The organism is Gibbsiella dentisursi, assembly GCF_039539505.1.
GTDB classification, from domain to species: Bacteria; Pseudomonadota; Gammaproteobacteria; order Enterobacterales; family Enterobacteriaceae; genus Gibbsiella; species Gibbsiella quercinecans.
In genome coordinates, this window is sequence record NZ_BAABDG010000002.1 from 690,494 (window position 1) to 712,936 (window position 22,443).

Consider the following 22,443-nt stretch of genomic DNA (forward strand, 5'->3'; position numbering starts at 1 on the left):
GATAATAAGAGAACTTGAGGGTTATATGAAAATTATCGTTACCGGTGGTGCTGGGTTTATTGGATCTGCAGTTGCTCGCCATATTATTAACGATACGGCGGATGAGATCTTGGTAGTGGATAGTCTGACCTATGCAGGGAATCTTGAATCACTAAAACCGATTGCAGACAACAAACGCTTCAAATTTGAACACGTCGATATCTGTAACCGCAGTGAACTAGATCGCATATTTAATGAGTTCAAGCCTGATGCAGTGATGCACCTGGCGGCAGAAAGCCACGTTGACCGCTCTATTGATGGGCCGGCAGCCTTTATCGAAACCAATATCGTGGGTACCTATACGCTGCTGGAAGCGGCGCGCCAGTACTGGAATACATTGGGTGCAGAAGCTAAACAAGCCTTCCGCTTCCATCATATTTCTACCGACGAAGTGTATGGCGATCTGCACGGCACTGACGATCTGTTCACAGAAACCACACCTTATGCCCCGAGCAGCCCGTATTCCGCTTCCAAAGCCGCCAGCGATCATCTGGTGCGCGCCTGGCTGCGTACCTATGGCCTGCCGACCATCGTAACCAACTGCTCCAATAACTACGGGCCGTATCACTTCCCGGAAAAACTGATCCCGCTGATCATCCTGAATGCACTGGATGGTAAACCGTTGCCGGTTTACGGCAATGGCGCCCAGATCCGTGATTGGCTGTATGTGGAAGATCACGCCCGCGCCCTGTACAAAGTGGTGACCGAAGGTGAAGTGGGGGAAACCTACAACATCGGCGGCCACAACGAGCGTAAAAACATTGAAGTGGTGCAAACCATTTGCCGCCTGCTGGACGAGATGGTGCCCAACAAACAGCAGGGTATCGGCCACTATGAAGATCTGATCACCTACGTGACCGATCGCCCCGGCCACGATATGCGCTATGCGATCGATGCTTCTAAAATTGCGGCGGAGCTGGGCTGGAAACCGCAGGAAACCTTCGAAAGTGGCATCCGCAAAACGGTGGAGTGGTACCTGGCAAACGAAGAATGGTGGAGCCGTGTTAAAGACGGTTCTTACGCTGGTGAACGTTTGGGTTTAACCCGTTAATCTATAATAGGAGTTTACGATGAAAGGTATTGTACTTGCCGGTGGTTCCGGAACGCGCCTATACCCGATTACACGTGGTGTATCCAAGCAGTTGCTTCCGATTTACGATAAGCCGATGGTGTATTACCCGATTTCTGTGCTGATGTTGGCAGGTATTCGGGATATTCTGGTCATCTCTACGCCAGAGGATATGCCTTCGTTTCAACGTCTGTTGGGGGACGGCAGCCGGTTTGGCATCAATTTAAGTTACGAAGTGCAACCCAGCCCAGACGGTTTGGCGCAGGCATTCCTGATTGGCGAGGAATTTATTAATGGCGACCGTTGCGCATTGGTGTTGGGCGATAACATCTACTTCGGTGAAAGCTTTGGTCGCAAGTTGGAAAATGTGGTGGCCCGTGAAGAAGGTGCCACGGTGTTTGGCTACCAGGTAATGGATCCCGAGCGTTTCGGCGTGGTGGATTTTGATGAGAATTTCCGCGCGCTATCTATCGAAGAAAAACCTGCGGTACCGAAATCCAACTGGGCGGTGACCGGGCTTTATTTTTATGACAACAAAGTGGTGGAAATGGCGAAGCAGGTGAAGCCTTCTCACCGCGGTGAGCTGGAAATCACCACCCTGAACCAGATGTATTTAGACCAGGGTAACCTGAACGTTGAACTGCTGGGCCGTGGTTTTGCCTGGCTGGATACCGGCACGCACGACAGCCTGATTGAAGCCTCGCAGTTTGTCCACACCATTGAAAAACGCCAGGGGTTTAAAGTGGCGTGCTTGGAAGAAATTGCCTTCCGCAAGGGTTGGCTGGCACGTGAGCAGGTGGCTGCCGAAGCCAAATTGCTGAGCAAAACACTTTATGGGCAATATTTGGCGAATTTGGTTGGAGATAAATAACATGCAGGTTACTGATACAAAAATTGATGGTGTAAAAATTATCCAGCCAAAGGTGTTTGGTGATGCACGCGGTTTTTTCCTGGAAACCTTTGAGAAGAAACGCTACCAGGAAATGCTGAATATCGATCTGGATTTCGTGCAAGACAACCATTCCCGTTCCTCTAAAGGGGTGCTGCGTGGCCTGCATTTTCAAAAGGTGAACCCGCAGGGCAAACTGGTGCGCGTGGTCCGTGGTGAAGTGTTTGACGTGGCAGTGGATATTCGCCCGGATTCGCCCACGTATGGTGCCTGGGAAGGAGTGATCCTCTCGGAAGAAAACAAAACCCAGTTCTGGGTGCCGCCAGGTTTGGCGCACGGTTTTGTGGTGCTCTCCGACACGGCAGACTTTGAATACAAATGCACGGATTACTATAACCCGGCGCATGAAGGCTGCCTGCTATGGAACGATCCGGACGTGGGCATTGAGTGGCCGATCGATAATCCGTTGCTTTCCGAGAAAGACAAGGTGGGCAAACGTCTGAAGGAGCTGGCGAAATGAAAGTGTTATTGACCGGTTCAAAAGGGCAGTTGGGCAGCTGTTTCCAGGACCGCCTGCCGGTGGGCTGGGAAGTGTGGGCGACGGATTCGGATACGCTGGATATTACCGATCTGGAAAAGGTGAAACAGGCGGTTGCGCAGTATCAGCCGGATGTTATCGTGAACGCGGCGGCGTATACCGCGGTGGACAAGGCAGAAACCGAGCCGGAACTGGCGGCATTGATAAACGCCAGTGGGCCAAAAAACCTGGCGCTGGCGGCAAAAGAGGCGGGTGCGCGCCTGGTGCATGTGTCTACGGACTATGTCTTTGACGGCAAAGCAACGACCCCGTATGTGGAAACGGATGTGACCAACCCACTAGGCGTGTATGGCCAGACGAAGCTGGACGGTGAACTGGCGGTTGCCGGGGTGCTGCCGGAAGCGATTATTATCCGTACCGCCTGGGTGTTCAGTGAGTATGGCAATAACTTTGTGAAAACCATGCTGCGCCTGGCGAAAGATCGCGATACGTTGGGGATTGTTGCCGATCAACGTGGTTGCCCGACCTATGCCGGGGATATTGCCCAGGCGATTATTGATTTGCTGCAGAAAGAAGCCGAGGGTGGGATTTATCACTTCTGTGGTGATAGGGAAGTAGCATGGAGTGAATTTGCGGAGGCTATTTTCAATATCGCAACTGATAAGGGGGTTTTAAGTAAAAATCCTATAATTAATAGCATCACTACAGAACAATATCCAACTCCGGCAACAAGACCGAGCTACTCTGCCTTAAATATGGAAAAAATTTCTTCGATAGGGATTCAACCATCAAACTGGGTAGCTGCCCTTGGATCCATACTATAGTTGTTAATTTAATCAGCTAATAGATAGAAATATTAATAACATTTATAGGGGAAATAATGGACAGCAAGAGATTTAATATTTTTGCTCTAATGACTGTTAAAAATGAAGACGATATTATCGAGGAAACTATTTTAGATGCTGTTAAGTGGGCTGATAAAATATTTGTGATGGATAATATGAGCAATGACAGTACATGGGATAAGTTGACTAAGCTGGCAAAAGATAATGATAAGATAGTATTATGGGGTAGATACGGCGGTAAGTTCCACCTTGCATTACGGCAAATATTATTCAATGATTTTCGCCATTTTTCAAAAGATGGGGACTGGTGGTGCCGTTTAGATGGAGATGAGTTTTATATAGATGATCCTAGAGAGTTCCTAACAAACTTAGAGTCTGATGTTGATTGTGTTTATAATGCATCATTTCAATATTATTATACTGAAGATGATTATGAAAAAGAAAAAAATATAAGTAATAATGAACAATCTGTTACAGCTCGGCTTAAAAATTATAAGTGTAATCACTCAGAAATAAGGTTTATTAAAGATAAAAAATCACTTTGTTGGCCTCAATACTCTGAATGGCCTGCTAATCTGCTAAAGCCAACATCAAAAAGAATAAGACTAAAGCACTATCAATACAGAACATTAGATCAAATAAAAGCAAGGCTTATAGCAAGAAATGCTAAAGATTCAGGTTCGTCATTTAAGCATGAAAAAGTAACTGCTAGCGAATGGTACAAAAGACGAGGGTTCGAAATACCAGAAGGTAAGGAATTGCAAGATTTTCGAATTGTATTAAAAAAAGACTTGGATAATTCTAATGACTATATTTATCATGATGATAAATTACCTAATATACTGTACCCAACGTTAAAGAGGAAAGTGAAAAGAAGTTTAATAACATTTTATATGAAGTATATTCTTAAATAAAATGAATAAATCTAGGTCATCTTTACTGATCTGTATGATGGCCTTATTTTTTTAGTTTGATATTTTTCGATGAATTTTATTTAATAAATTAAACTGATCTTTTCATTAACTAAGTCATATGAGATTTACAATTGGACATAAAAGTTATTTCTAATTCTATTTGGATGATAATAGAAAAAATAGTTTCTATATTCGGTCTTATTTTTGTAACGTCTTATGTTGCGAAATATATAGGACCAGAAAATTTTGGCAAAATAACATTTGTATCATCCATATTTATTATTGTTCAGACAATAGCTATGTTTGGCTCGGAACATATTCTTTTAAAAAGAGTAAGTAAGAATAGAGTCTCTGGTATTAAGCTAATGCTTTCAACTGTTAAGTTGAGAAATATTTGTTTCTTCTTAATTTCTGCTATAGTTCTTTCTGTTCTATATACAGAATCTGATCATGTAACGTTTGTTTTTGGGGTTGCCACAGCAGCAGCTTTTTATTTTACAACAATAGATGTTTACTCTGTTTATAACAATGCCATATTAAGCTCAAAAATAAATACCATATGTAATGTTATAGGATTAACCATTAGCCTCCTAGTACGATTGGGGATAGCAAAGTTTGAATTGAATTTTTTATATTTATCAATTCCAATTATATTGGTGACATTTATTCCTTACTTGATGAAAAGATCATTCTTTTTTAAACGGAATTCTATTAGTAAGCAATTTTCATTTAAAAAAGAATTAAAATATAGTAAATATATGTTCTTTTCTGGTATACCTCTCGCTATATCGACTGTTTCGGTTATTATATATGCGAGGCTGGCTCAGTTTTTTATTATGAAGTTTGGCGGGAATGAGCAACTTGGCATCTTTGCTGTAGGAAGTCAATTAGCAACAGCATGGACATTTGTCACTGCTGCAATTATTACTTCTTACTTTGCAAGAATTTATGAAACTAGAGATAAAACAAAGGCTATAAATATGGCGGCAAAGCTAAATGGTTTAGTTTTTCTTATTGCCATATTTATTGTTTTTTGTATAAATGTTTTTGGTCAATTTGTTATTAATATTCTATATGGGGTGCAGTTTAGTCAATCATATGACATTTTAATGATAATGACGATAAACTCTTTGTGCTCATGTATGGGGCCAATAGCAAATAAATATATAATTTATGAGTCCGGTTATAACTATTTGTCGAAAAAAATGATAGCAGTCATGATTATTACTGTACCGATATCATACTATTTGACTAGCAAGTATGGAATGTATGGTGCTGCTTATGGAACTGTACTTACTGAATTTCTGTCATTAACCTTACTTAATTACTTCTTTAATAAGGGAGTGGTGCTAAAAATTCACCTGAAGGCGTTGAATCCTAGAACCTATATTAAGTGAGAAATATTTTAGTTAAAAATTTTATCTTAGATTAAGAGATGCCATGAAAAAAATAGATATTATACTAGCAAGCTATAATGGTGAGCAATACATAAATGCGCAGATAAACTCTATCCTGCAAAATTTTGATAATATTGAGGGATATGAATGCAGGTTGATTATCTCAGATGATGCTTCAGTCGATGAAACTTGTGCTATAATTACCAAAATACAAGATAAGAGAGTTTTTTTGCTTGACAACAGTAGGAAAGGTGGCGTAAAGCTTAATTTTTCTTTTTTAATAAATAACTCTAACGCGGATTATATTTTTTTTTCAGACCAGGATGATATATGGCTTCCAAATAAGCTTGAGCTATTCATTCGTCAATTCGAAGTTGTTGGGGAGACTAAACCACTTCTTATTCATTCTGATCTAAAAATAGTTGATCGAGATCTCAATGTTATTTCGGATTCAATGTTTTCCTCACAAAATATATATTCAGAGCCTACGTTAGGTCAGCTTTTGGTTAGTAATAGTGTGACTGGTTGTGTAATGGCGATGAATAAATTGTTATTGAGTAAAGTAAAAAATAAGAATTTTTCTGCTACGGTTATGCATGATTGGTACATTGCGTTGGTTGCAAAATGTTTAGGGGAAATTATTTTTTTAAACTCATCTACCATTCTATATAGACAGCACGGAGGAAATCAAGTTGGTAGCATTGAACGCAAACTTCATGATTACTTCTCTGTGAGAAAAATAATTCAATTTATCAAAAAATCAAAAAAATCTATCGAGGAAACAAAAATACAAGCTGTGCATTTTCTTGATGAGTTTGGTTCTCAGATAAATAATGAAGAAAGACAATTTATCGAAGAATATATCAAATCATTTTCTACGTGGGCAATTATCAGTAGAGTCAAGTTGTTCTTTTCTGCTAGGATCGGTAAGAAGGGAATTGCGAGAAATTTAATTTTTTTCTTTTTATATGTATTTTGATAGATGGTTAATAGTTTGAGATTATGTTAAATTATACAGGATCACACAGGCTTAACTTATATAAGACAAAAATATGAGAATATCTAAAGATTTTTTTATAAAAAGCTCTATTTATTTAATTCTACTAAGAAGCCCTATTATTCTATTGACAATGTCAGCTTATATTGTTTCTGACAGAAGAATATTTTCTGATTTTTTATATAAATTATTCCCGTTTGTTATATTTATATTGATCTCTATAATTTTTTCAATATCGATGGGGAATGAGATAGGGAACATAATTGGGCAGACAAGAGATATATTTCTTACTATCATAGTAGCTGCTCTATTGATCACGGCGTGCAAGTATAATGACAGCGATAGCACTTGTTACGAAACAATAAAAAAATGTTTTATTATTATTGCGGTTGCAAAACTATTAATGTTAGCTTATGCATTCGCAACTGGCGTTAACGTAACTGCCTTGGTCAAGCAAGTTACTGAAGTCTGGGGTATCGAAATGATGACCATGGGTACAACAGATTCTGTTGTTGGACGGATTCAAATACCTATGGATGCTGCCACGCCCTATTTTTTATACTTTTATACTAAAGAGTTAATTGAAAAGAGAAAAATAAATTCATTCTCTACTATTATTTTTTCATTATTATGTTTTTCTATGTTACTTACCTTTTCTCGACTTATGTGGTTTCAGACAGCATTGTTTATAATAATTGCTGTATTAGTTGAGGCATCTATGACGAGAATCATAATTATCTCTATTGTTGGTATTATTGTCCTTGCTTTACTTATGTATTTTACCCCATTAGGGGGAATGATAACATCTATAATAGATTCACGAATTAATGGCCAAAATATCAATGATGCTTCTGATATCGAGCGATTGATTCAAAATAGAGGAATTATAAATGAAATATATAAGTATCCTGTTTTGGGGCAGGGTTTAGGACACTATATCCCGAATCTTACACGCTCAGCCAGTACAAAATATTTATATGAAACACAATCGCTTTCTATGGTTATGGTATTTGGTATGCTGGGAGTATTTATCTTTTTATTGTTAATATTTTGGCTCGTACTACCTAGAGAAAAAAAAGTATATAAATATTATGGACCTGTTTTTTTCCTTTTTTTCTGGGGGGCATGCGGTTCGTTCAATCCTTTTTTATTTGGTGCTTCTGGCGGAGTTATTTTATATCTCTCCGCAAGGTTCAATAATATTAAATTTATGCTAGAAAATAATGGTAATCCTCGTAATTATATTAAACCATAAGAATAAACCAATAGATTATTGCTTTTATAAGGCAGAGTATGAACAAAAATAAAATTGTCAGTGTTTATATATCAACATGTAATCGTTACGAAAAACTGAAAAGGGCTGTGAATTCTGTTCTACAACAGTCATATCCACATTTTGAAGTTTTAATTTGTGACGATGCTTCTACAGATGAAACTCAAGCATATGCAACTAATCTGTCTATAGTAGATAAGAGGGTCAAGTATTTTAGAAATGAAGAGAACAAAGGTGCCTGTGCAGCTAGAAATTTAGGTGTTTTCGCTGCATCTGGATATTTTATTACAGGTTTAGATGATGATGATGAGTTCACAGTAGACAGACTTCAATATTTTATAGACAATTGGGATGAACGTTATTCTTTTCTTTGTGCTAATTTCACTAATATATTTAGTGATGGTGGAACCCCTTATTACAATAATAGAGATAGTATAACATTCAATTTTGAGTCAATGTTATTTGATAATGTTGCATCTAACCAGGTATTCACTTTAACTTCTAGACTTCAGGCTATAGAGGGTTTTGATGTTAATGTAAGACGTTTGCAAGACTGGGATACATGGTTACGCTTATCATATGCTTTCGGTAATTTCATTAGATTACCTCGTAGTACATATAAAATGCATCATGACCACAGCAAGGATGCTATTCGTGTATCAAAAAGCTATTCTTTCCTCAAAGCATTTGAAGAGATTGGTTATAGAAATTCTATCATATATGGAGAGCGAAATTTATTAAGATTAAGATATCTTATCCTATTTTATAAAAGAGAGCTGAGTTTTAGAGAAGCATGCCATTGGTTTACTATCACGAAATCATTTAAGAATATCGTTAGATATTTTTTTCAGTTTTTCTTAAAAAGAAAACTTGACTAATATTTAGGCCCACATTTATCGATATAGTTGTTAAAATATTTTATTAAAAATTATTATTCAAATTTTTTTGCTAGTGAATTTCTTGGTAAGTTATCTTATTACTAATAAGGGTGTATATATGAAGGACAGGGTTCTTGTTGTAATTGTAACATATAACAGCGAAAAGCATATTCAGTGGTGTATTGATGGTCTTAATAAAACTAGTTCTAATATCACAATCAGAATAGTCGATTCAGGTTCTAAAGAAACAAACTATTTAAATACTGTTGAAAGTACTAATGAAATTACTATAATTAAGAAAGATAATATCGGTTTTGTTGCTGGTAATAATACTGCTTTATATGATTTGGATTTTTTCGATTGGGTACTATTTCTTAATCCTGATGCATGTATTGATTCTGAGTCTTTTGATAGTCTTATATCATATGCGGCAAGAGAAGAGAATAATAAAGTTGGTGCATTTACGGTACCGCTCATCCGATATGACATAGAAAAAAAATGCAGTCTTAATTTATTTGATTCTGTAGGTATTAATTGTAGTTATTTAGGTCGTTGGCATGACATATACGCTAACAATGAGGTATGTAATATAGAAGAGAGTTTCACGGAAGTAGATGCTATTTGTGGCGCATTTATGTTAGTTAGGAGGGAAGCACTAAAAAGTAGTGCTGACTCTACAGGTGGGTTAGGATTTGAGAGAAAGTATTTCATGTATAAAGAGGATATTGAATTATCTCAACGTATAATAAAGTCTGGTTGGAAAATTGGTGTATATAATCTCGTCACTGCATTCCACTGTCGTGGTTGGAGTGATTCGAGAAAAGTAGTTCCATATTGGGCAAGATGGCACTCTGCGAAAAATGATGTTGATGTTGCTTTTAAATATAAGTGGAGAGCGTTACCTTTCGCTCTCATTAAATTAATATGGGTTAGGTTTTTAGAAAATAAATAATAATAAATTTATATAAAATAGAAATTAATTCATTAAGGATAATATGGTGAAGGTCATCACTGCCTTGGGTGTCGATTTTGATATTTTGTGTGAAAAGCTGTCAGATAAAATAATATGTAATTATTCCCCGGATTTGATTATAGGTATAGCAACAGGAGGTGAAATAGTCGCAAGAACAGTTGCACTAAAAATGGATACTCCAGTAATGATACTCAAAAGACAGAGAGGGTTAACAAAATATAAATCTCGTTTTAATATATCTAAAATATTACCTTTTTTTCCTAGATGGTTTAACGATTTTCTTCGACGCTACGAAATTAAGTATAATGAAAGAAGATTTTTGGCTAAAGGAAAAAAAAGGAATATATGTGATGTTATGCTAATCTCTGGTGAGTTGGATAACTTATCTAGGTTTAGTCAAATATTATTGATTGATGACTCAGTCGACAGTGGTGGTACAATGATTGATTGTGTTAATTTTCTTCAGAAATTTTTGGCTAAGAATACCACAATAAAAACTGCAAGCCTGAATGTGACTTTTAAAGAACCTGCATTTATTCCTGACTTTTATTTATATAAGGATGTATTGATCCGCTGCCCTTGGGCTAATGATGTTAGGAGAGTTAAATGAAAAAAGTAGTCTATGATTTAGATGGGACAATAATAAAATTTAATACTTTTAGGTGTTGGCTAATTATATCTTTATTAATATCTATTGTGTTTTTAAGAGTGTTTTTTTTATTTTATTTTTTGAAGTTTGTTTATCTAAGAAAAGAACGGGTATTAAATCGTATTACTTTTAAAGCAGCTGTGCTTAAGTTACAAGTAAATTCTATTTTCTGGAATACCATCGGTAACTTATATGGTAAATTACTTGCGGTTCTCTTTGTGCGGAAGGAACTCATCCAATTAGATTCTTTAGTTGAGCGGTGTTTGGCAACAGCAGCTCCTAGTATCTATATTCTTCCATTTTCAAAGCAATTGAAAGTTTTTAATCATGTTATATCTTCTCACTTTTCTGATTCAGGTGAATTCATTGAAACATTAAATAATGAAAAAAAGAGATTTGTTATGGCAACTTTCTCTAGTTCACCTGATATTTTTTATACAGATCATTATGATGATATTCCTCTAGCTAAGGCTTGTAAGTATACATATTTAGTTTCTCCAAATAAGTTGACTATTGATGTTTTTAGTCAGGAAATGAAAAAAGAGTGTTACTCTATAGTTAAGTGATAATGAATTGTGTAGATGATTAGTTTATTTTACATCAAACTCCGTTTAAAGATTTACTTTATTTCTTCGATATGAAAATATCTATCAGATATGAGATTAAAGGTATATAATGAAAATTGCTATTAGTGGAACGGGTTACGTAGGGCTTTCAATTGGTGTTTTGATCGCTCAACATCACGAGGTTGTAGCTCTTGATATTATTCAGGAGAAAGTTGAATTACTTAATCAAAGAAAATCACCGATTTCCGATAAGGAGATTGATGAGTACTTAGCTAATAAAAATCTTAACTTTCGAGCATCGATTGATAAACGTGATGCTTATGAAGATGCTGAATTTGTCATAATTGCAACGCCCACTGACTATGATCCTAATACCAATTTCTTTAACACTAAAAGTGTTGAGTCTGTAATTCAAGATATAATATATATTAATCCTAAAGCGAATATGGTAGTCAAGTCTACAATACCGGTTGGATTTATTGAGGGAATACGAAAAAAATTTGGTATCAATAATATATTTTTCTCGCCTGAGTTCCTTAGGGAGGGGCGTGCACTTTACGACAATCTTTACCCATCAAGAATTGTCATTGGTGATAATACAGAGTCTGGTAAGCAGTTTGCGAACTTATTACTTGAGGGGGCTATTAAAAAAGATGTTCCAGTACTTTTTACAGGGGCAACAGAGGCCGAAGCAATTAAACTTTTTGCTAATACTTATTTAGCAATGCGCGTGGCTTATTTTAATGAACTGGATAGTTATGCTGAAACATTTGGTTTGAATACAAGAAATATTATCGAGGGAGTATGCTTAGATCCTAGAATTGGAAACCATTATAATAATCCTTCTTTCGGATATGGTGGCTATTGCTTGCCTAAAGATACTAAGCAGTTGTTAGCTAATTATCGGGATATTCCAAATAATTTAATTTCTGCAATTGTTGATGCTAATAGAACTCGTAAGGATTTTATCGCTGATTCTATATTAAGTCGCAATCCAAAGGTTGTTGGTATCTATCGGTTAATTATGAAAAGTGGTTCAGATAATTTTCGGGCCTCATCGATCCAAGGGATTATGAAAAGAATTAAAGCGAAGGGAGTTGACGTGGTAATTTATGAACCTTTAATAGATGGTGATGAGTTTTTTCATTCCAAAATAATTGACGATTTTAACTTATTTAAGAGTTATGCTGATGTGATTGTTTCTAACCGTATGGATGAATCTTTAAAAGATGTTGAAAGTAAGGTTTACACACGAGATTTATTTGGAAATGACTAGCTGCTAACTTGCAGTACGTATTTATCCATTATAATAATGTTAGGTTTTTTTTGTTCTTTCTTCGATAAGATGTCTTAACATATTAAATATAGAAGAGAAATTAAAATTTTCTCAGCAAATTCTGGGTTCTCAAAAATGTTTTAAACATTGAGAATTCAGAGTTTATTATTTTCTGTTGCATTTATTTGTATTCGTTTTTTGATAATGAACTATTAGTCATGATTTTTATTGTATCCTCATTGATAATTCCTAGAGGTCTAGCCCAAATGATCTAGAAGATTTATACCGTTATTTAGGTATTATGATATTTTATCTTGCATGGTGGTGCGTTTAATCGATGATCACATTATACTTGTAGACTTGTTACTATTTATAATTGTCATTGGCCTTTATTGCTCATTTTTCATATTATGCTGTGGTGTGAAAATTAGAGCTTAAGTCTAAAATATTATTTATGTTACCTGAATAACTTATTTGGTTATACTATATGGTAAAGAATAGATGCTACCTTAACTTTTTGTTTTTTTTGAAGTTTTTTTCATTAACCTTATTGCTTATATTTTTTGGAGTGTTATTAAATGAACCAGCGACTTGACTCGCTTCAAATACTCAGAGCTTTTGCTGCCTTGTCTGTTGTTTTTAATCATTTTTGGGGGGTGATGAATTATCCGATTTTCAAATTGTTAGGACTTGACTATATCGGAGGTTTTGGGGTAGATATATTTTTTGTCCTTAGTGGATTTATCATGTGTTATACCGTTAAAGATGACGCAAAAGGTGGAAGCTCAGAGGCATTGAATTTTTTTTTGAAAAGAGTAAATAGAATATATCCATCTTATCTTGTAATCCTTGTCCCTTTTTTAATATTTGCTATTTTTATAAAAAAAGATTGGTCAATATATCAGGTTGTTGGAAATATACTTCTTTTACCAACTTTTTTTAATAACCCTGACTATTATATGTATGTCACTCCGTCATGGACTCTGGTCTATGAGATGTTTTTCTATTTTATTTTCTCTTTTGCTATCCTTTTTTCTAATAATAAAATGCGAATAGTGATTGTTACTTCAACATTCATCGTCGCAATGGTTTTTTTAGTTAATGTTTTTGACCTTCGCGGTGAACGTCTTAGATGGACTAACTTCAGCTTTATGATCGGCGATACATTAATGCTGAACTTCATTGCTGGCTGTATTTTTGCTCTTTTCTATAAAAAACTTTATTGTTTAAATATTAATAATGCTTTTTTGTTTTTGACTTCAATGACGCTTTTTTTTGTTGGTATGATTCTAGCTCGATATGATATATCTCGTTTTATATCTTTTGGTATACCTGCAATTATTATTGTATCTTTTATTAGCCTGTATAGGTGTAGAAAAAGTAAAGTTAATTATTTTTTGATTTTTATTGGGAATGCATCATATAGTATTTATCTTATTCATTATTTATTTGCGGCTGTTCTTTTTCGTGTCGGTGGGGGGGAAGGTAAAACATCGATACTTATCTCTACGCTATTTATGTTTTCTTCAGTGGCAGCTGGTTCATTATTCCATTTGTATGTTGAAAGGAGAATAACTAGACTTCCTATATTTTCTATTAAGTAGAAACCATATAGGGTTTTAGAATAGTGGGCTATTTAATTGGTATGTGGATTTTTTATGTTGTGGGTTTTTAGTTTGTTGTTTTTCTGAGGTTTTTAAGTTAAAAATTATACCTTATATTATAATATGTTGAGATTATATTTATTGAGTGATTGTAAGCATCGCGGCTCTAGTCTCTCACTCATTTTGGGATTTCCGGGTTTTCGGCCATCAGTTGGTACTCTTCCCATGTCAGGAGGTTCAGGGATTCATGGGGACGCTCGCTGTTATATTCATACAGCCAGCGCTTCGTGATTTCCCTTGCTTCATTCAGTGTCCTGAACAGATAAAAATCCAGTATTTCTGTTCGGTACGTACGGTTAAAACGTTCAATAAAAGCATTTTTCGTCGGCTTACCCGGTTTTATAAATTCCAGTATCACCCCATGTTCATTGATCTTACCCAGCATATATGGACGCTCAGCCAGTGCAACGTGTTTCCTGCAATGATCAAAACGAGTAACTGCAGCCATATATCCGGTTTCTGATGGGGTTTTCATTACCCCGAACCATGATGAGCGCCGCCAGGTCAGTACCAATCAATAAGTCCGGGCTATTATTGCCCCGCTTGGGTATCGGTTTCTCCCACCTGTCGTCTTACCTGTTTTGACATCCTGCTATCTACACTCACATTGCCACAACGTGTTATCGGGTCTGAACAGCAATCCACTCGCTGCCTGAGCTTGTATCAGGTCGCGAAGCGGATTTTATACTCAGTGCCTTTCGTCAACACTGCTCTTCTTTTGCCTGTAGTTCCTCCAGTCGGCGGCTGATACTTCGGCGCACAAAAGACGAGAGTTCATTTTCTGCATCCTCCAGTATAGTTGGCACGCTTTTATACAAAGCGCGCATTCCTGTGGGGATACAAAATCCTAATTCGAATAACATTGCCCGTAAACTATACTGGTCGCAGTGCATTGTCTAATATACAGGTCACGTTCAGTATGAAGAGCAATAACGGCCTGTTGTTCGATTGTTTTCACCTGTACAAATCGCATATTAGGACGGGTGACAGCCTCGCAAATGGCTTCTGCATCAGCAGCGTCGGTTTTATTGGTTTTGACATACGGCTTAACATACTGCGGTGGCATCATCCGGACTTCGTGACCCTGACGGATAAATATACGGGCGAAATGATGACTTGATGAACATGCTTCCATACCAATCAGGCAGGGTGGCAGTTGTATAACGAAGGGTACCAACTGGCCATGGCTAAGTTTTTTCTCAGAACAGTTTTTCCTGAATGAGCAACCCTATGAATAACGAATACGTTTTTAGCCAGATCAATGCCGAGGGTAGATATTTGCATTTTTGCGCGCCTTTTAACCAGAATGTGACGCTCAACGTTGGCACATCTGATGACGTTTAAGTGGAGCGTCCATCTCATTAATAGTGGACACGCGATTAAGTGAGTAAACTCTCAACCAGAGGTGACTCATGACAAAATCGATATCAACCAGCAAGAAGCCCCGTAAACAACACACGCCTGAATTCCGCGATGAAGCCCTGAAACTTGCTGAGCGCATCGGCGTGGCCGCCGCCGCACGTGAACTCAGCCTGTATGAGTCGCAGCTCTATAACTGGCGCAGCAAACAGCAGCAGCAAATGACCTCTTCCGACAGGGAAAACGAGCAGGTCGCTGAAATTGCCCGCCTGAAGCGTCAACTGGCAGAGAAGGACGAGGAACTGGCCATTCTCCAAAAGGCCGCGACATACTTCGCGAAGCGCCTGAAATGAAGTCTGTCTTTATCGAAAAACATCAGGCTGAATTCAGCATCCAGGCGATGACCCGCGTGTTTCAGGTCTCCCGCAGCGGCTGGTATGCCTGGCGTCTACGCCGTTATCAGGTCAGCCCGCGTCAGCAGTTCCGCCTGAATTGCGATAATGCTGTTCGCAAGGCATTCAGTGCAGCAAAACAACGGTATGGTGCGCCGCGTCTTGCAGCCGAACTGCCGGAATACAACGTGAAAACCATCGCCTCCAGCCTGCATCGTCAGGGGCTGAGGGCAAAAGCCAGCCGGAAGTTCAGTCCGGTCAGCTACCGTGCGCACGGCCTGCCAGTATCGGAAAACCTGCTGAAGCAGGACTTTATCGCCAGCGGCCCGAACCAGAAGTGGGCGGGTGACATCACGTACTGTGTGCCCGGAGTTCAGGGCGAGCATGGACGCTCAAATGAACCACGAGTCTGTCTGGAATATTGAACCGGTAACTCATGACGAGAAACCCGACAATCCCACCGGGTGTGACGGTGGAGAACCTGAGCGGCAGTGACCTGCGGCATGCCTGCAGGGTGATGTAACCCGCTGACAACGGGGATTGAGGCGAGATCACTAAGCCAAGATGATCCTCAAGGTTGAGTACTGAAAGGCTGAAGAACATGAATCCGTTAATCCGCCTCTGTGGGTTGAAAATGTCACCACGGCCTACGTGATCTGACAGGTCGTGCAGAAGTACCGGCAGTGATATGTAAGCGCTGCCGGTCAAAGGTGCTTTGACAAGTATGCGAAACACCGGGACAGCAGCGCCCATCACGCTCGCGTTGCTGACTTCTGCCAACTTGCGGCAAGCAAGGATAAAGAGTGCGACGGGCAGCCTCCTCAGTATGTCTGAGTCCAGGCAGGTGAACCGGGGAAGGTCAGCGACGTATGTTAAGGGGGCATGGCTCCGATGACGCGCTGGCTGGCGGAGCTTCCGTAGTAGTCCGGGATGGGGAAAGCCCATTACATGGCGAAGGGAAGCAGTTTGAATGTGTTTGCGGCGTGAATTAACTGACCTAACGAGGTGAAGACCTTTGATAATCAGCGAAATGCAACGCAAGCTTGCCACATGGGCAGCAACCGATCCGTCCCGACGGATTGAGCGGCTGCTACGTCTGATAACACAACCAGAATGGTTGATTGAGGCTGCGCGTATCACGCTGTCATCCAAAGGGGCACATGCCCCCGGCGTTGATGGTGTGAATAAAGCAAAGTTACAGGCCAGACTGCCTGCTGAGCTGCAACTACTCAGGGAAGAACTTCTCTCGGGTCATTACCAGCCCCTGCCAGCCAGACGGGTTTACATCCCTAAAAGCAACGGAAAACTGCGACCACTGGGTATCCCCACGTTGCGGGATCGTATTGTTCAGCGGGCTATGCTGATGGCCATGGAGCCGATCTGGGAGAGTGATTTTCATACACTCTCATATGGCTTCCGGCCTGAACGCAGCGTCCACCATGCGATCCGCACGGTGAAATTACAACTCACGGACTGCGGGGAAACGCGGGGCCGCTGGGTGATTGAGGGTGACCTGTCCAGCTACTTTGACACTGTGCATCATCGACTGCTGATGAAAGCCGTGCGTCGCAGGATCAGTGACGCACGTTTCATGGCTCTGCTGTGGAGAATCATCAAAACGGGACATATCGATGTCGGTCTCTTTCGGGCAGCCAGTGAAGGCGTTCCACAGGGAGGCGTAATATCGCCGCTGCTGTCGAATATCATGCTGAATGAGTTCGATCAGTACCTGCATAAATGGTACCTGAGTGGGAAAGCCCGAAAGGATCGCTGGTACTGGAATAACAGTATCCAGCGATGCCGAAGCACTGCGGTCAGGGAAAACTGGCAATGGAAACCCGCAGTTGCCTATTGTCGCTATGCCGATGACTTCGTGCTTATCGTCAAAGGCACCAAAGCGCAGGCAGAAACCATCAGGGAAGAATGCCGGCGCGTGCTCGAAGAGAGTCTGAAACTGAGACTGAACATGGACAAGACCAGAATCACCCATGTTAATGATGGCTTTATCTTTCTGGGGCATCGTATCATCCGCAAACGCAGTCGCTATGGTGATATGCGAGTGGTATCGACAATCCCGCGAGCCAAAGCCAGAAAATTCGCGGCATCGCTGACGGCAGTGTTATCAGGCAACTACAGTGAAAGCAAAATCGATAGGGTTGAAATGCTCAACCGTAAACTGAAAGGCTGGGCCGCGTTTTATCAGTTCGTGGATTTTAAGGCCAACGTGTTCAGTTATATTGATCATGTCGTGTTCTGGAAGCTGGCTCACTGGCTGGCCCGTAAATACCGCTGCGGTATCAAACGCCTGATGAGGTGGTGGTGTAAATCACCGAAACCAGGTCAGAGCAAAACGTGGGTTTTATTTGGTAAAACCAACCACGGTAAACTCAATGGTGAAATACTGTACCGGTTGGTGGGTCAAGGCAAGAAGCTGTTCCGCTGGCGTCTGCCCGAAGGTAACCCTTACCTGAGGACGGAAGTCAGAAACACATATACATCACGATATCCGGAAGTGGCAATGGCGTTCGCCAGCGTTTAAACGGAGAGCCGGATGCGCTGAAAGGTGCACGTCCGGTTCGGAGAGGAGAGGCAGGGAAATAGTCCGACTACGCCCTGTCTCTTACTCTACTACGAACAGATGAAGGCTGGCTTTACCTTGCGGTCGTTATCGACCTGTGGTCCCGGTCAGTTATCGGTTGGTCGATGTCCTCGCGGATGACGGCACAGCTGGCCTGCGATGCGTTACAGATGGCGCTGTGGCGTCGGAAGCGGCCGGAACAGGTTATTGTTCATACAGACAGAGGCGGTCAGTACTGTTCAGCGGATTACCAGACTTTACTGAAACGGCATAATCTGCGTGGCAGTATGAGTGCAAAAGGCTGCTGTTATGATAATGCCTGTGCAGAAAGCTTCTTTCACTCACTGAAGGTGAAATGCATCCACGGTGAACACTTCGCCAGCCGTGAAATAATGCGAAGCACGGTGTTTAATTATATAGAGTGTGATTACAATCGCTGGCGCCGCCACAGTGCCTGCGGCGGTCTCAGCCCGGAACAATTTGAAAACCAGAACCTCGCTTAGGGCGGTGTCCACATTACGTGGGTAGGATCATACTTACATGATGAAATTTTAAGAAAATTACATTTTATTCACGCATTTCTGCTCTTTGTCTTTAATTTTTATTATATTCTTACGTTTAGTCTTCAATGTGTTATGAGGAAATTATCCCTATGAATGATTTGTTCTCCAGAAGAAATATATTTAATTTTGTATCTTCTGTTTTAATTGTGTGTTCAATAAAAAATGCGCACGCAGGTTCTTTTGAGTTATATCGTTCCCAAATCAAAAATACACGTGAAGATGTTAATGATCTTACTTCTGATTATGTATATAAGAAATTGATGAAGCGAAGTATCCCATCTCGTGAGAAAAAAGATGATAATACTCAGTTTGGTGTTCATGGAATGGAAAGACCTGCAGTTAAAGCTGGAGTTGATTATGAAAAGGTAGACAAAGCATTTGAGTTATTAGCACGGGCTGGAGTTGATAGCTTAAGAAGTTCTGAAGCGGCATGGCATCGAGTTGCTGATAAAAATGGTAATCCTACTAATTTCAATGATGTTGACTTTCAGCTAAAAGAGGCGAAAAAATATGGTATGAACCATTTGTTTGTTGTCGGATATCCACCTGCAAAATTCACTGTATCAAATAATAAACTGTCTGCTGTTAGTCCTAGGTATTATAGTAATTATCAGGATTATTTAGAAGTGCTTTTGACGCATTTTAAAGGGTATGATGTGAAATATTTAGAACTTGGTAATGAGGTTGATGCGCCTAATGTTTGGTGGATCCGCTCTACGCCAGCTATGTATGTTAATGAAATGCGTATTCTTAAAAATGCTATCAATAAATATTATTCCAATGCGGAAACCGTCGCATTTTCTGCAACTTATTCTCGAACTCCTGGTTTAGGTGGGCCTACTGGCGGTCGTAATTTCATTAACAAAAGTTTTATGTTAGGTATTGATAAATATACTGATGCTTATTCTCTTCATCATTTTTCCTTTCTGGGACTTGACGATCTTCCAGATTATATGCATTCAATGATGAAAAAGTATCAAGTAGATAATAAGAAATTGTTGGATACTGAGCAACTAGATACGAGTGTCCTTGATAAAAAAAAATCTAACCCTTATGACATAGTAAAGCTTTTTGCTAGAGCTTTCTTTTTTTATGATATGAAGCGCATGGATTATTACCTTGCTAAGGATACCTTTTTCGGAAATAAAATTTATAACATGGGGCTTTTTGATATTAATTGGCAACCAAAATTACGATTGTTAGCCTATGCAATGGCTGTTGATGCAATGAAAGGGAAAAAACTACTTTTTATTGCTAATCCCGAAAAAGATGTTGAAGCCTATGTTTTGTATTCAGATGATTCTCATGTAAGGAAATATACTATTGTTATGTGGAAAAACTCTCATTCTGATGAAAATGTGGCTCCTGTAATAGTGACGGGTATCAAGGGTGAAGTTCATATAGAAAAATGGAACTTGGATGTAAATAACAAGAGTGATATCTCTAAAGGAATTTCTATAGATGAGCAACCATTGGCCATTTATACGGATAAAATACCTGATTGGAAACCGGTCAATAAAAATGTTTTTTTAAAGAAATATTCTAGTGCAAAATCTAGCCACTCTCCAATGCCTAATGATGACTAATTATCATTACATCTTTGATATGTTAAACGCAGTTGTTAGCATCGCTCCTAGGCAGGCAAGATGCTAACCATGTATGTATTCCACTTTCAGCGGGTAAAAGAAACTCATCAGTTAAGCGTGGCGCACCATAGCATTGCTTTGCTTTGATCGATAAGCATTACGATAAGCGCGGTCACATTATGCCCGGCGTTGCTGGCATAAACTCAGAATGCCACGTCTTTTACGCCAAGCATACAGCCACTGCTGGAACTCTGAAACACACGGTAAGTGTCATGATACTGTAAATTTAACCTATATTTTTCGATAAAGACAAAGTCTATTTTCGGTGTCTTGCGAAATATTTCTTGACCATTTTAGAGAATGGCCAGTTTCTCTTCATGCTCGGCCAACTGCCTCTTAAGACGGGCATTTTCAGAAACTAGTTCGCGTTCTCATATTTAGACGATGTCAGTTGTTGCTGTTGTTTACTTCGCTAGGCGTACAACTGCGATTCATACAGACAACGCAGGCGAGCGGCACCGATAACCCCGATTCTCAGCCAGTCTTGACAAAATTCAGATGAGTGCTGTTTACGAGGATTCTTGCTGGTGATATTAGTTTTATCATGTGAACTACCCCTGGTTGCGTGTTTACACACTTATTGCAACCGGACGTAGAACTGGCGGCGCTTCGGTGTCTGGTATGTAGCTAACTCGAATAGGTGCCGTGATAAAAAGTGGCCGTTTCATTAGGCCACTTTATCATCCCGCTTGGCTAACTCACGACGCGGCGTTTATCGATAATTTTGCAGTAGGTATAAACGCTTATCCCCCCGGCGATGGCAACAACGCCAAGTACCACAAACCCAGGCAGGTAGGAGCCGCTAAAAGCGTGAAGATACTCTACCACGAAGCCTGCGGTGGTGCCGCCACAGCCGGCGCCGATGCCGTTAATCACCCCGGCGGCGGGCCCAACCGCTTCTTTCTTCACACTGGAAGTAATAATTGACCAGATATTGGTGGTGAAGCAACTGGTAAACCAGGCGATCGCCAGAGTAATCACGATCAGTTTTATCAACGGGCTGCTGATCAATGGCAGGGTTATCAATAGCAACCCTGCAACCGCCAGGCCCGAAGCGGCGATTGGGCCGCGTTTTTGTGTTTTATCGCTGTACCATGAAATCGGTATCGCCAGCACTATTGCCAGGAAATAGGGCAGCGCGCTGGCTATCCCCTGCGATGTTCCCGTAAAGCCTAGTGAAGTCACGACCATTGGGATGAAGAGGGTTACCCCCCAAAAGAGCATGCCGTTTGCAAAATAGCTAAAGATCAGCAGCAAGAACGGTGCGCCGCCCAGATCGCTGAAGGTAATTTTTCCTTGATTAACTGGTGATTCTGGTTCTGCCTCTGGCTCGGTATTAGTAACCTGATCTGTCTCATCCGGTGCATTTTTAAGAAAGAGCAGGAACATTGGCACAACAATAAATACCCCCAACCCACCGGTAATATAAAATACCCACTCCCAACCCAGCAGTGTGAATATGGGGGTTAGGATCACAAAGCCCAGCGCTAGCGCCATGAATTGCCCATAAAACTGAATGAGGTTGGTGCCACGGGTGATTTCATCCTTGTTAAACCAGGCACGGGCAAACCTGAACTGTTGTGGCCAGTAAATTCCCTCGGCAATGCCAAGGATAATACGATAGAAAATCAGCAGTGCTGGCGAAGTTACCCAGGCGGTCATTATTTGCAGAACAGACCAAAGCAACACCATCGTCACAACGGTCGCTTTGGGGTTGAGCTTATTAGTGAGGAACCCGCCGAAAAAATTCGCCAGGGCATAGCCAATTAAAAAGCCGGTCAGCGCCAAGCTTTTGGTGGCGGAGCCATTGATACCGAGATCTTTTTCCATGCCGGGAAGCGCAATGGAAAGGTTCGAGCGATCAAGATAAGCCACGAATAAGCCCACCATCAGGGTAACGCCTATCCGGAACCATTTGGATTTTAACATGGTGTTTTC

Annotated in this window: 17 protein-coding genes and 4 pseudogenes; 18 read left to right on the top strand and 3 right to left on the bottom strand. The window is 40.0% G+C overall.

Annotated elements, in window-relative coordinates; translation table 11 throughout:
* Positions 1-25: 25 nt before the first annotated feature.
* The 14 genes from rffG to ABFX35_RS03660 all read left to right on the top strand — a co-directional run bounded on the left by rffG (position 26) and on the right by ABFX35_RS03660 (position 13,907).
* On the top strand, positions 26-1,090 hold the full coding sequence (gene rffG, locus ABFX35_RS03595; protein ID WP_346079201.1) for a dTDP-glucose 4,6-dehydratase: 1,065 nt from the start codon (positions 26-28) through the stop codon (positions 1,088-1,090).
* Between the two features lie 19 nt (positions 1,091-1,109).
* The gene (gene rfbA, locus ABFX35_RS03600; RefSeq protein WP_346079203.1) at positions 1,110-1,979 is read left to right on the top strand and encodes a glucose-1-phosphate thymidylyltransferase RfbA; all 870 of its coding nucleotides are present in this window, start codon (positions 1,110-1,112) and stop codon (positions 1,977-1,979) included.
* Position 1,980: 1 nt separating this feature from the next.
* The gene (gene rfbC / locus ABFX35_RS03605; protein ID WP_121526051.1) at positions 1,981-2,517 is read left to right on the top strand and encodes a dTDP-4-dehydrorhamnose 3,5-epimerase; all 537 of its coding nucleotides are present in this window, start codon (positions 1,981-1,983) and stop codon (positions 2,515-2,517) included.
* A complete protein-coding gene (gene rfbD, locus ABFX35_RS03610; RefSeq protein WP_346079205.1) occupies positions 2,514-3,359 on the top strand; it encodes a dTDP-4-dehydrorhamnose reductase in 846 nt (281 codons plus the stop codon). The genes rfbC and rfbD overlap by 4 nt, the downstream gene beginning before the upstream one ends.
* A gap of 56 nt (positions 3,360-3,415) precedes the next feature.
* The gene (locus ABFX35_RS03615; RefSeq protein ID WP_346079207.1) at positions 3,416-4,294 is read left to right on the top strand and encodes a glycosyltransferase family 2 protein; all 879 of its coding nucleotides are present in this window, start codon (positions 3,416-3,418) and stop codon (positions 4,292-4,294) included.
* Positions 4,295-4,425: 131 nt separating this feature from the next.
* The gene (locus ABFX35_RS03620) at positions 4,426-5,691 is read left to right on the top strand and encodes an oligosaccharide flippase family protein (RefSeq protein ID WP_346079208.1); all 1,266 of its coding nucleotides are present in this window, start codon (positions 4,426-4,428) and stop codon (positions 5,689-5,691) included.
* 43 nt (positions 5,692-5,734) lie between these two features.
* Positions 5,735-6,670, top strand: coding sequence for a glycosyltransferase family 2 protein (locus ABFX35_RS03625; RefSeq protein ID WP_346079210.1), 936 nt, complete (start codon positions 5,735-5,737; stop codon positions 6,668-6,670).
* 73 nt (positions 6,671-6,743) lie between these two features.
* On the top strand, positions 6,744-7,943 hold the full coding sequence (locus tag ABFX35_RS03630; protein WP_346079212.1) for an O-antigen ligase domain-containing protein: 1,200 nt from the start codon (positions 6,744-6,746) through the stop codon (positions 7,941-7,943).
* A gap of 38 nt (positions 7,944-7,981) precedes the next feature.
* Positions 7,982-8,839 carry a glycosyltransferase gene (locus ABFX35_RS03635; protein ID WP_346079213.1) on the top strand — a complete coding sequence of 286 codons (858 nt, stop codon included), beginning with the start codon at positions 7,982-7,984 and terminating at the stop codon, positions 8,837-8,839.
* Positions 8,840-8,957: 118 nt separating this feature from the next.
* Positions 8,958-9,791, top strand: coding sequence for a glycosyltransferase (locus ABFX35_RS03640; RefSeq protein ID WP_346079216.1), 834 nt, complete (start codon positions 8,958-8,960; stop codon positions 9,789-9,791).
* Positions 9,792-9,834: 43 nt separating this feature from the next.
* Entirely contained in the window at positions 9,835-10,422 is a 588-nt protein-coding gene (locus tag ABFX35_RS03645) for a phosphoribosyltransferase (protein ID WP_346079218.1), read from the top strand.
* Entirely contained in the window at positions 10,419-11,027 is a 609-nt protein-coding gene (locus ABFX35_RS03650) for an HAD family hydrolase (RefSeq protein WP_346079220.1), read from the top strand. Before ABFX35_RS03645 ends, ABFX35_RS03650 begins: the two co-directional genes overlap by 4 nt.
* Positions 11,028-11,136: 109 nt before the next feature.
* Positions 11,137-12,303, top strand: coding sequence for a nucleotide sugar dehydrogenase (locus tag ABFX35_RS03655; protein WP_346079222.1), 1,167 nt, complete (start codon positions 11,137-11,139; stop codon positions 12,301-12,303).
* Between the two features lie 578 nt (positions 12,304-12,881).
* Positions 12,882-13,907, top strand: a complete 1,026-nt coding sequence (locus ABFX35_RS03660) for an acyltransferase family protein (protein ID WP_346079224.1) — start codon at positions 12,882-12,884, stop codon at positions 13,905-13,907.
* Between the two features lie 178 nt (positions 13,908-14,085).
* Here ABFX35_RS03660 and ABFX35_RS03665 read toward each other — a convergent pair.
* Positions 14,086-14,331: pseudogene (locus ABFX35_RS03665) on the bottom strand (integrase core domain-containing protein); the annotation flags it as partial.
* A 343-nt stretch (positions 14,332-14,674) separates the two neighbouring features.
* Positions 14,675-15,251: pseudogene (locus ABFX35_RS03670) on the bottom strand (IS110 family RNA-guided transposase); the annotation flags it as partial.
* Positions 15,252-15,379: 128 nt separating this feature from the next.
* Here ABFX35_RS03670 and ABFX35_RS03675 point away from each other — a divergent pair.
* The 4 genes and pseudogenes from ABFX35_RS03675 to ABFX35_RS03690 all read left to right on the top strand — a co-directional run.
* Positions 15,380-16,077 (top strand): annotated as a pseudogene (locus tag ABFX35_RS03675) (transposase); the annotation flags it as partial.
* Positions 16,078-16,748: 671 nt separating this feature from the next.
* A complete protein-coding gene (gene ltrA / locus ABFX35_RS03680; protein ID WP_346080842.1) occupies positions 16,749-18,257 on the top strand; it encodes a group II intron reverse transcriptase/maturase in 1,509 nt (502 codons plus the stop codon).
* An 80-nt stretch (positions 18,258-18,337) separates the two neighbouring features.
* Positions 18,338-18,799: pseudogene (locus tag ABFX35_RS03685) on the top strand (IS3 family transposase); the annotation flags it as partial.
* Positions 18,800-18,948: 149 nt separating this feature from the next.
* Positions 18,949-20,445: a hypothetical protein gene (locus ABFX35_RS03690; RefSeq protein ID WP_346079226.1), complete on the top strand. Its 1,497-nt coding sequence runs from the start codon at positions 18,949-18,951 to the stop codon at positions 20,443-20,445.
* A 753-nt stretch (positions 20,446-21,198) separates the two neighbouring features.
* On the opposite strand, the gene ABFX35_RS03695 is transcribed toward ABFX35_RS03690, so the two are convergent.
* Positions 21,199-22,434, bottom strand: a complete 1,236-nt coding sequence (locus ABFX35_RS03695) for an MFS transporter (RefSeq protein ID WP_346079228.1) — start codon at positions 22,432-22,434, stop codon at positions 21,199-21,201.
* Positions 22,435-22,443: the final 9 nt, after the last annotated feature.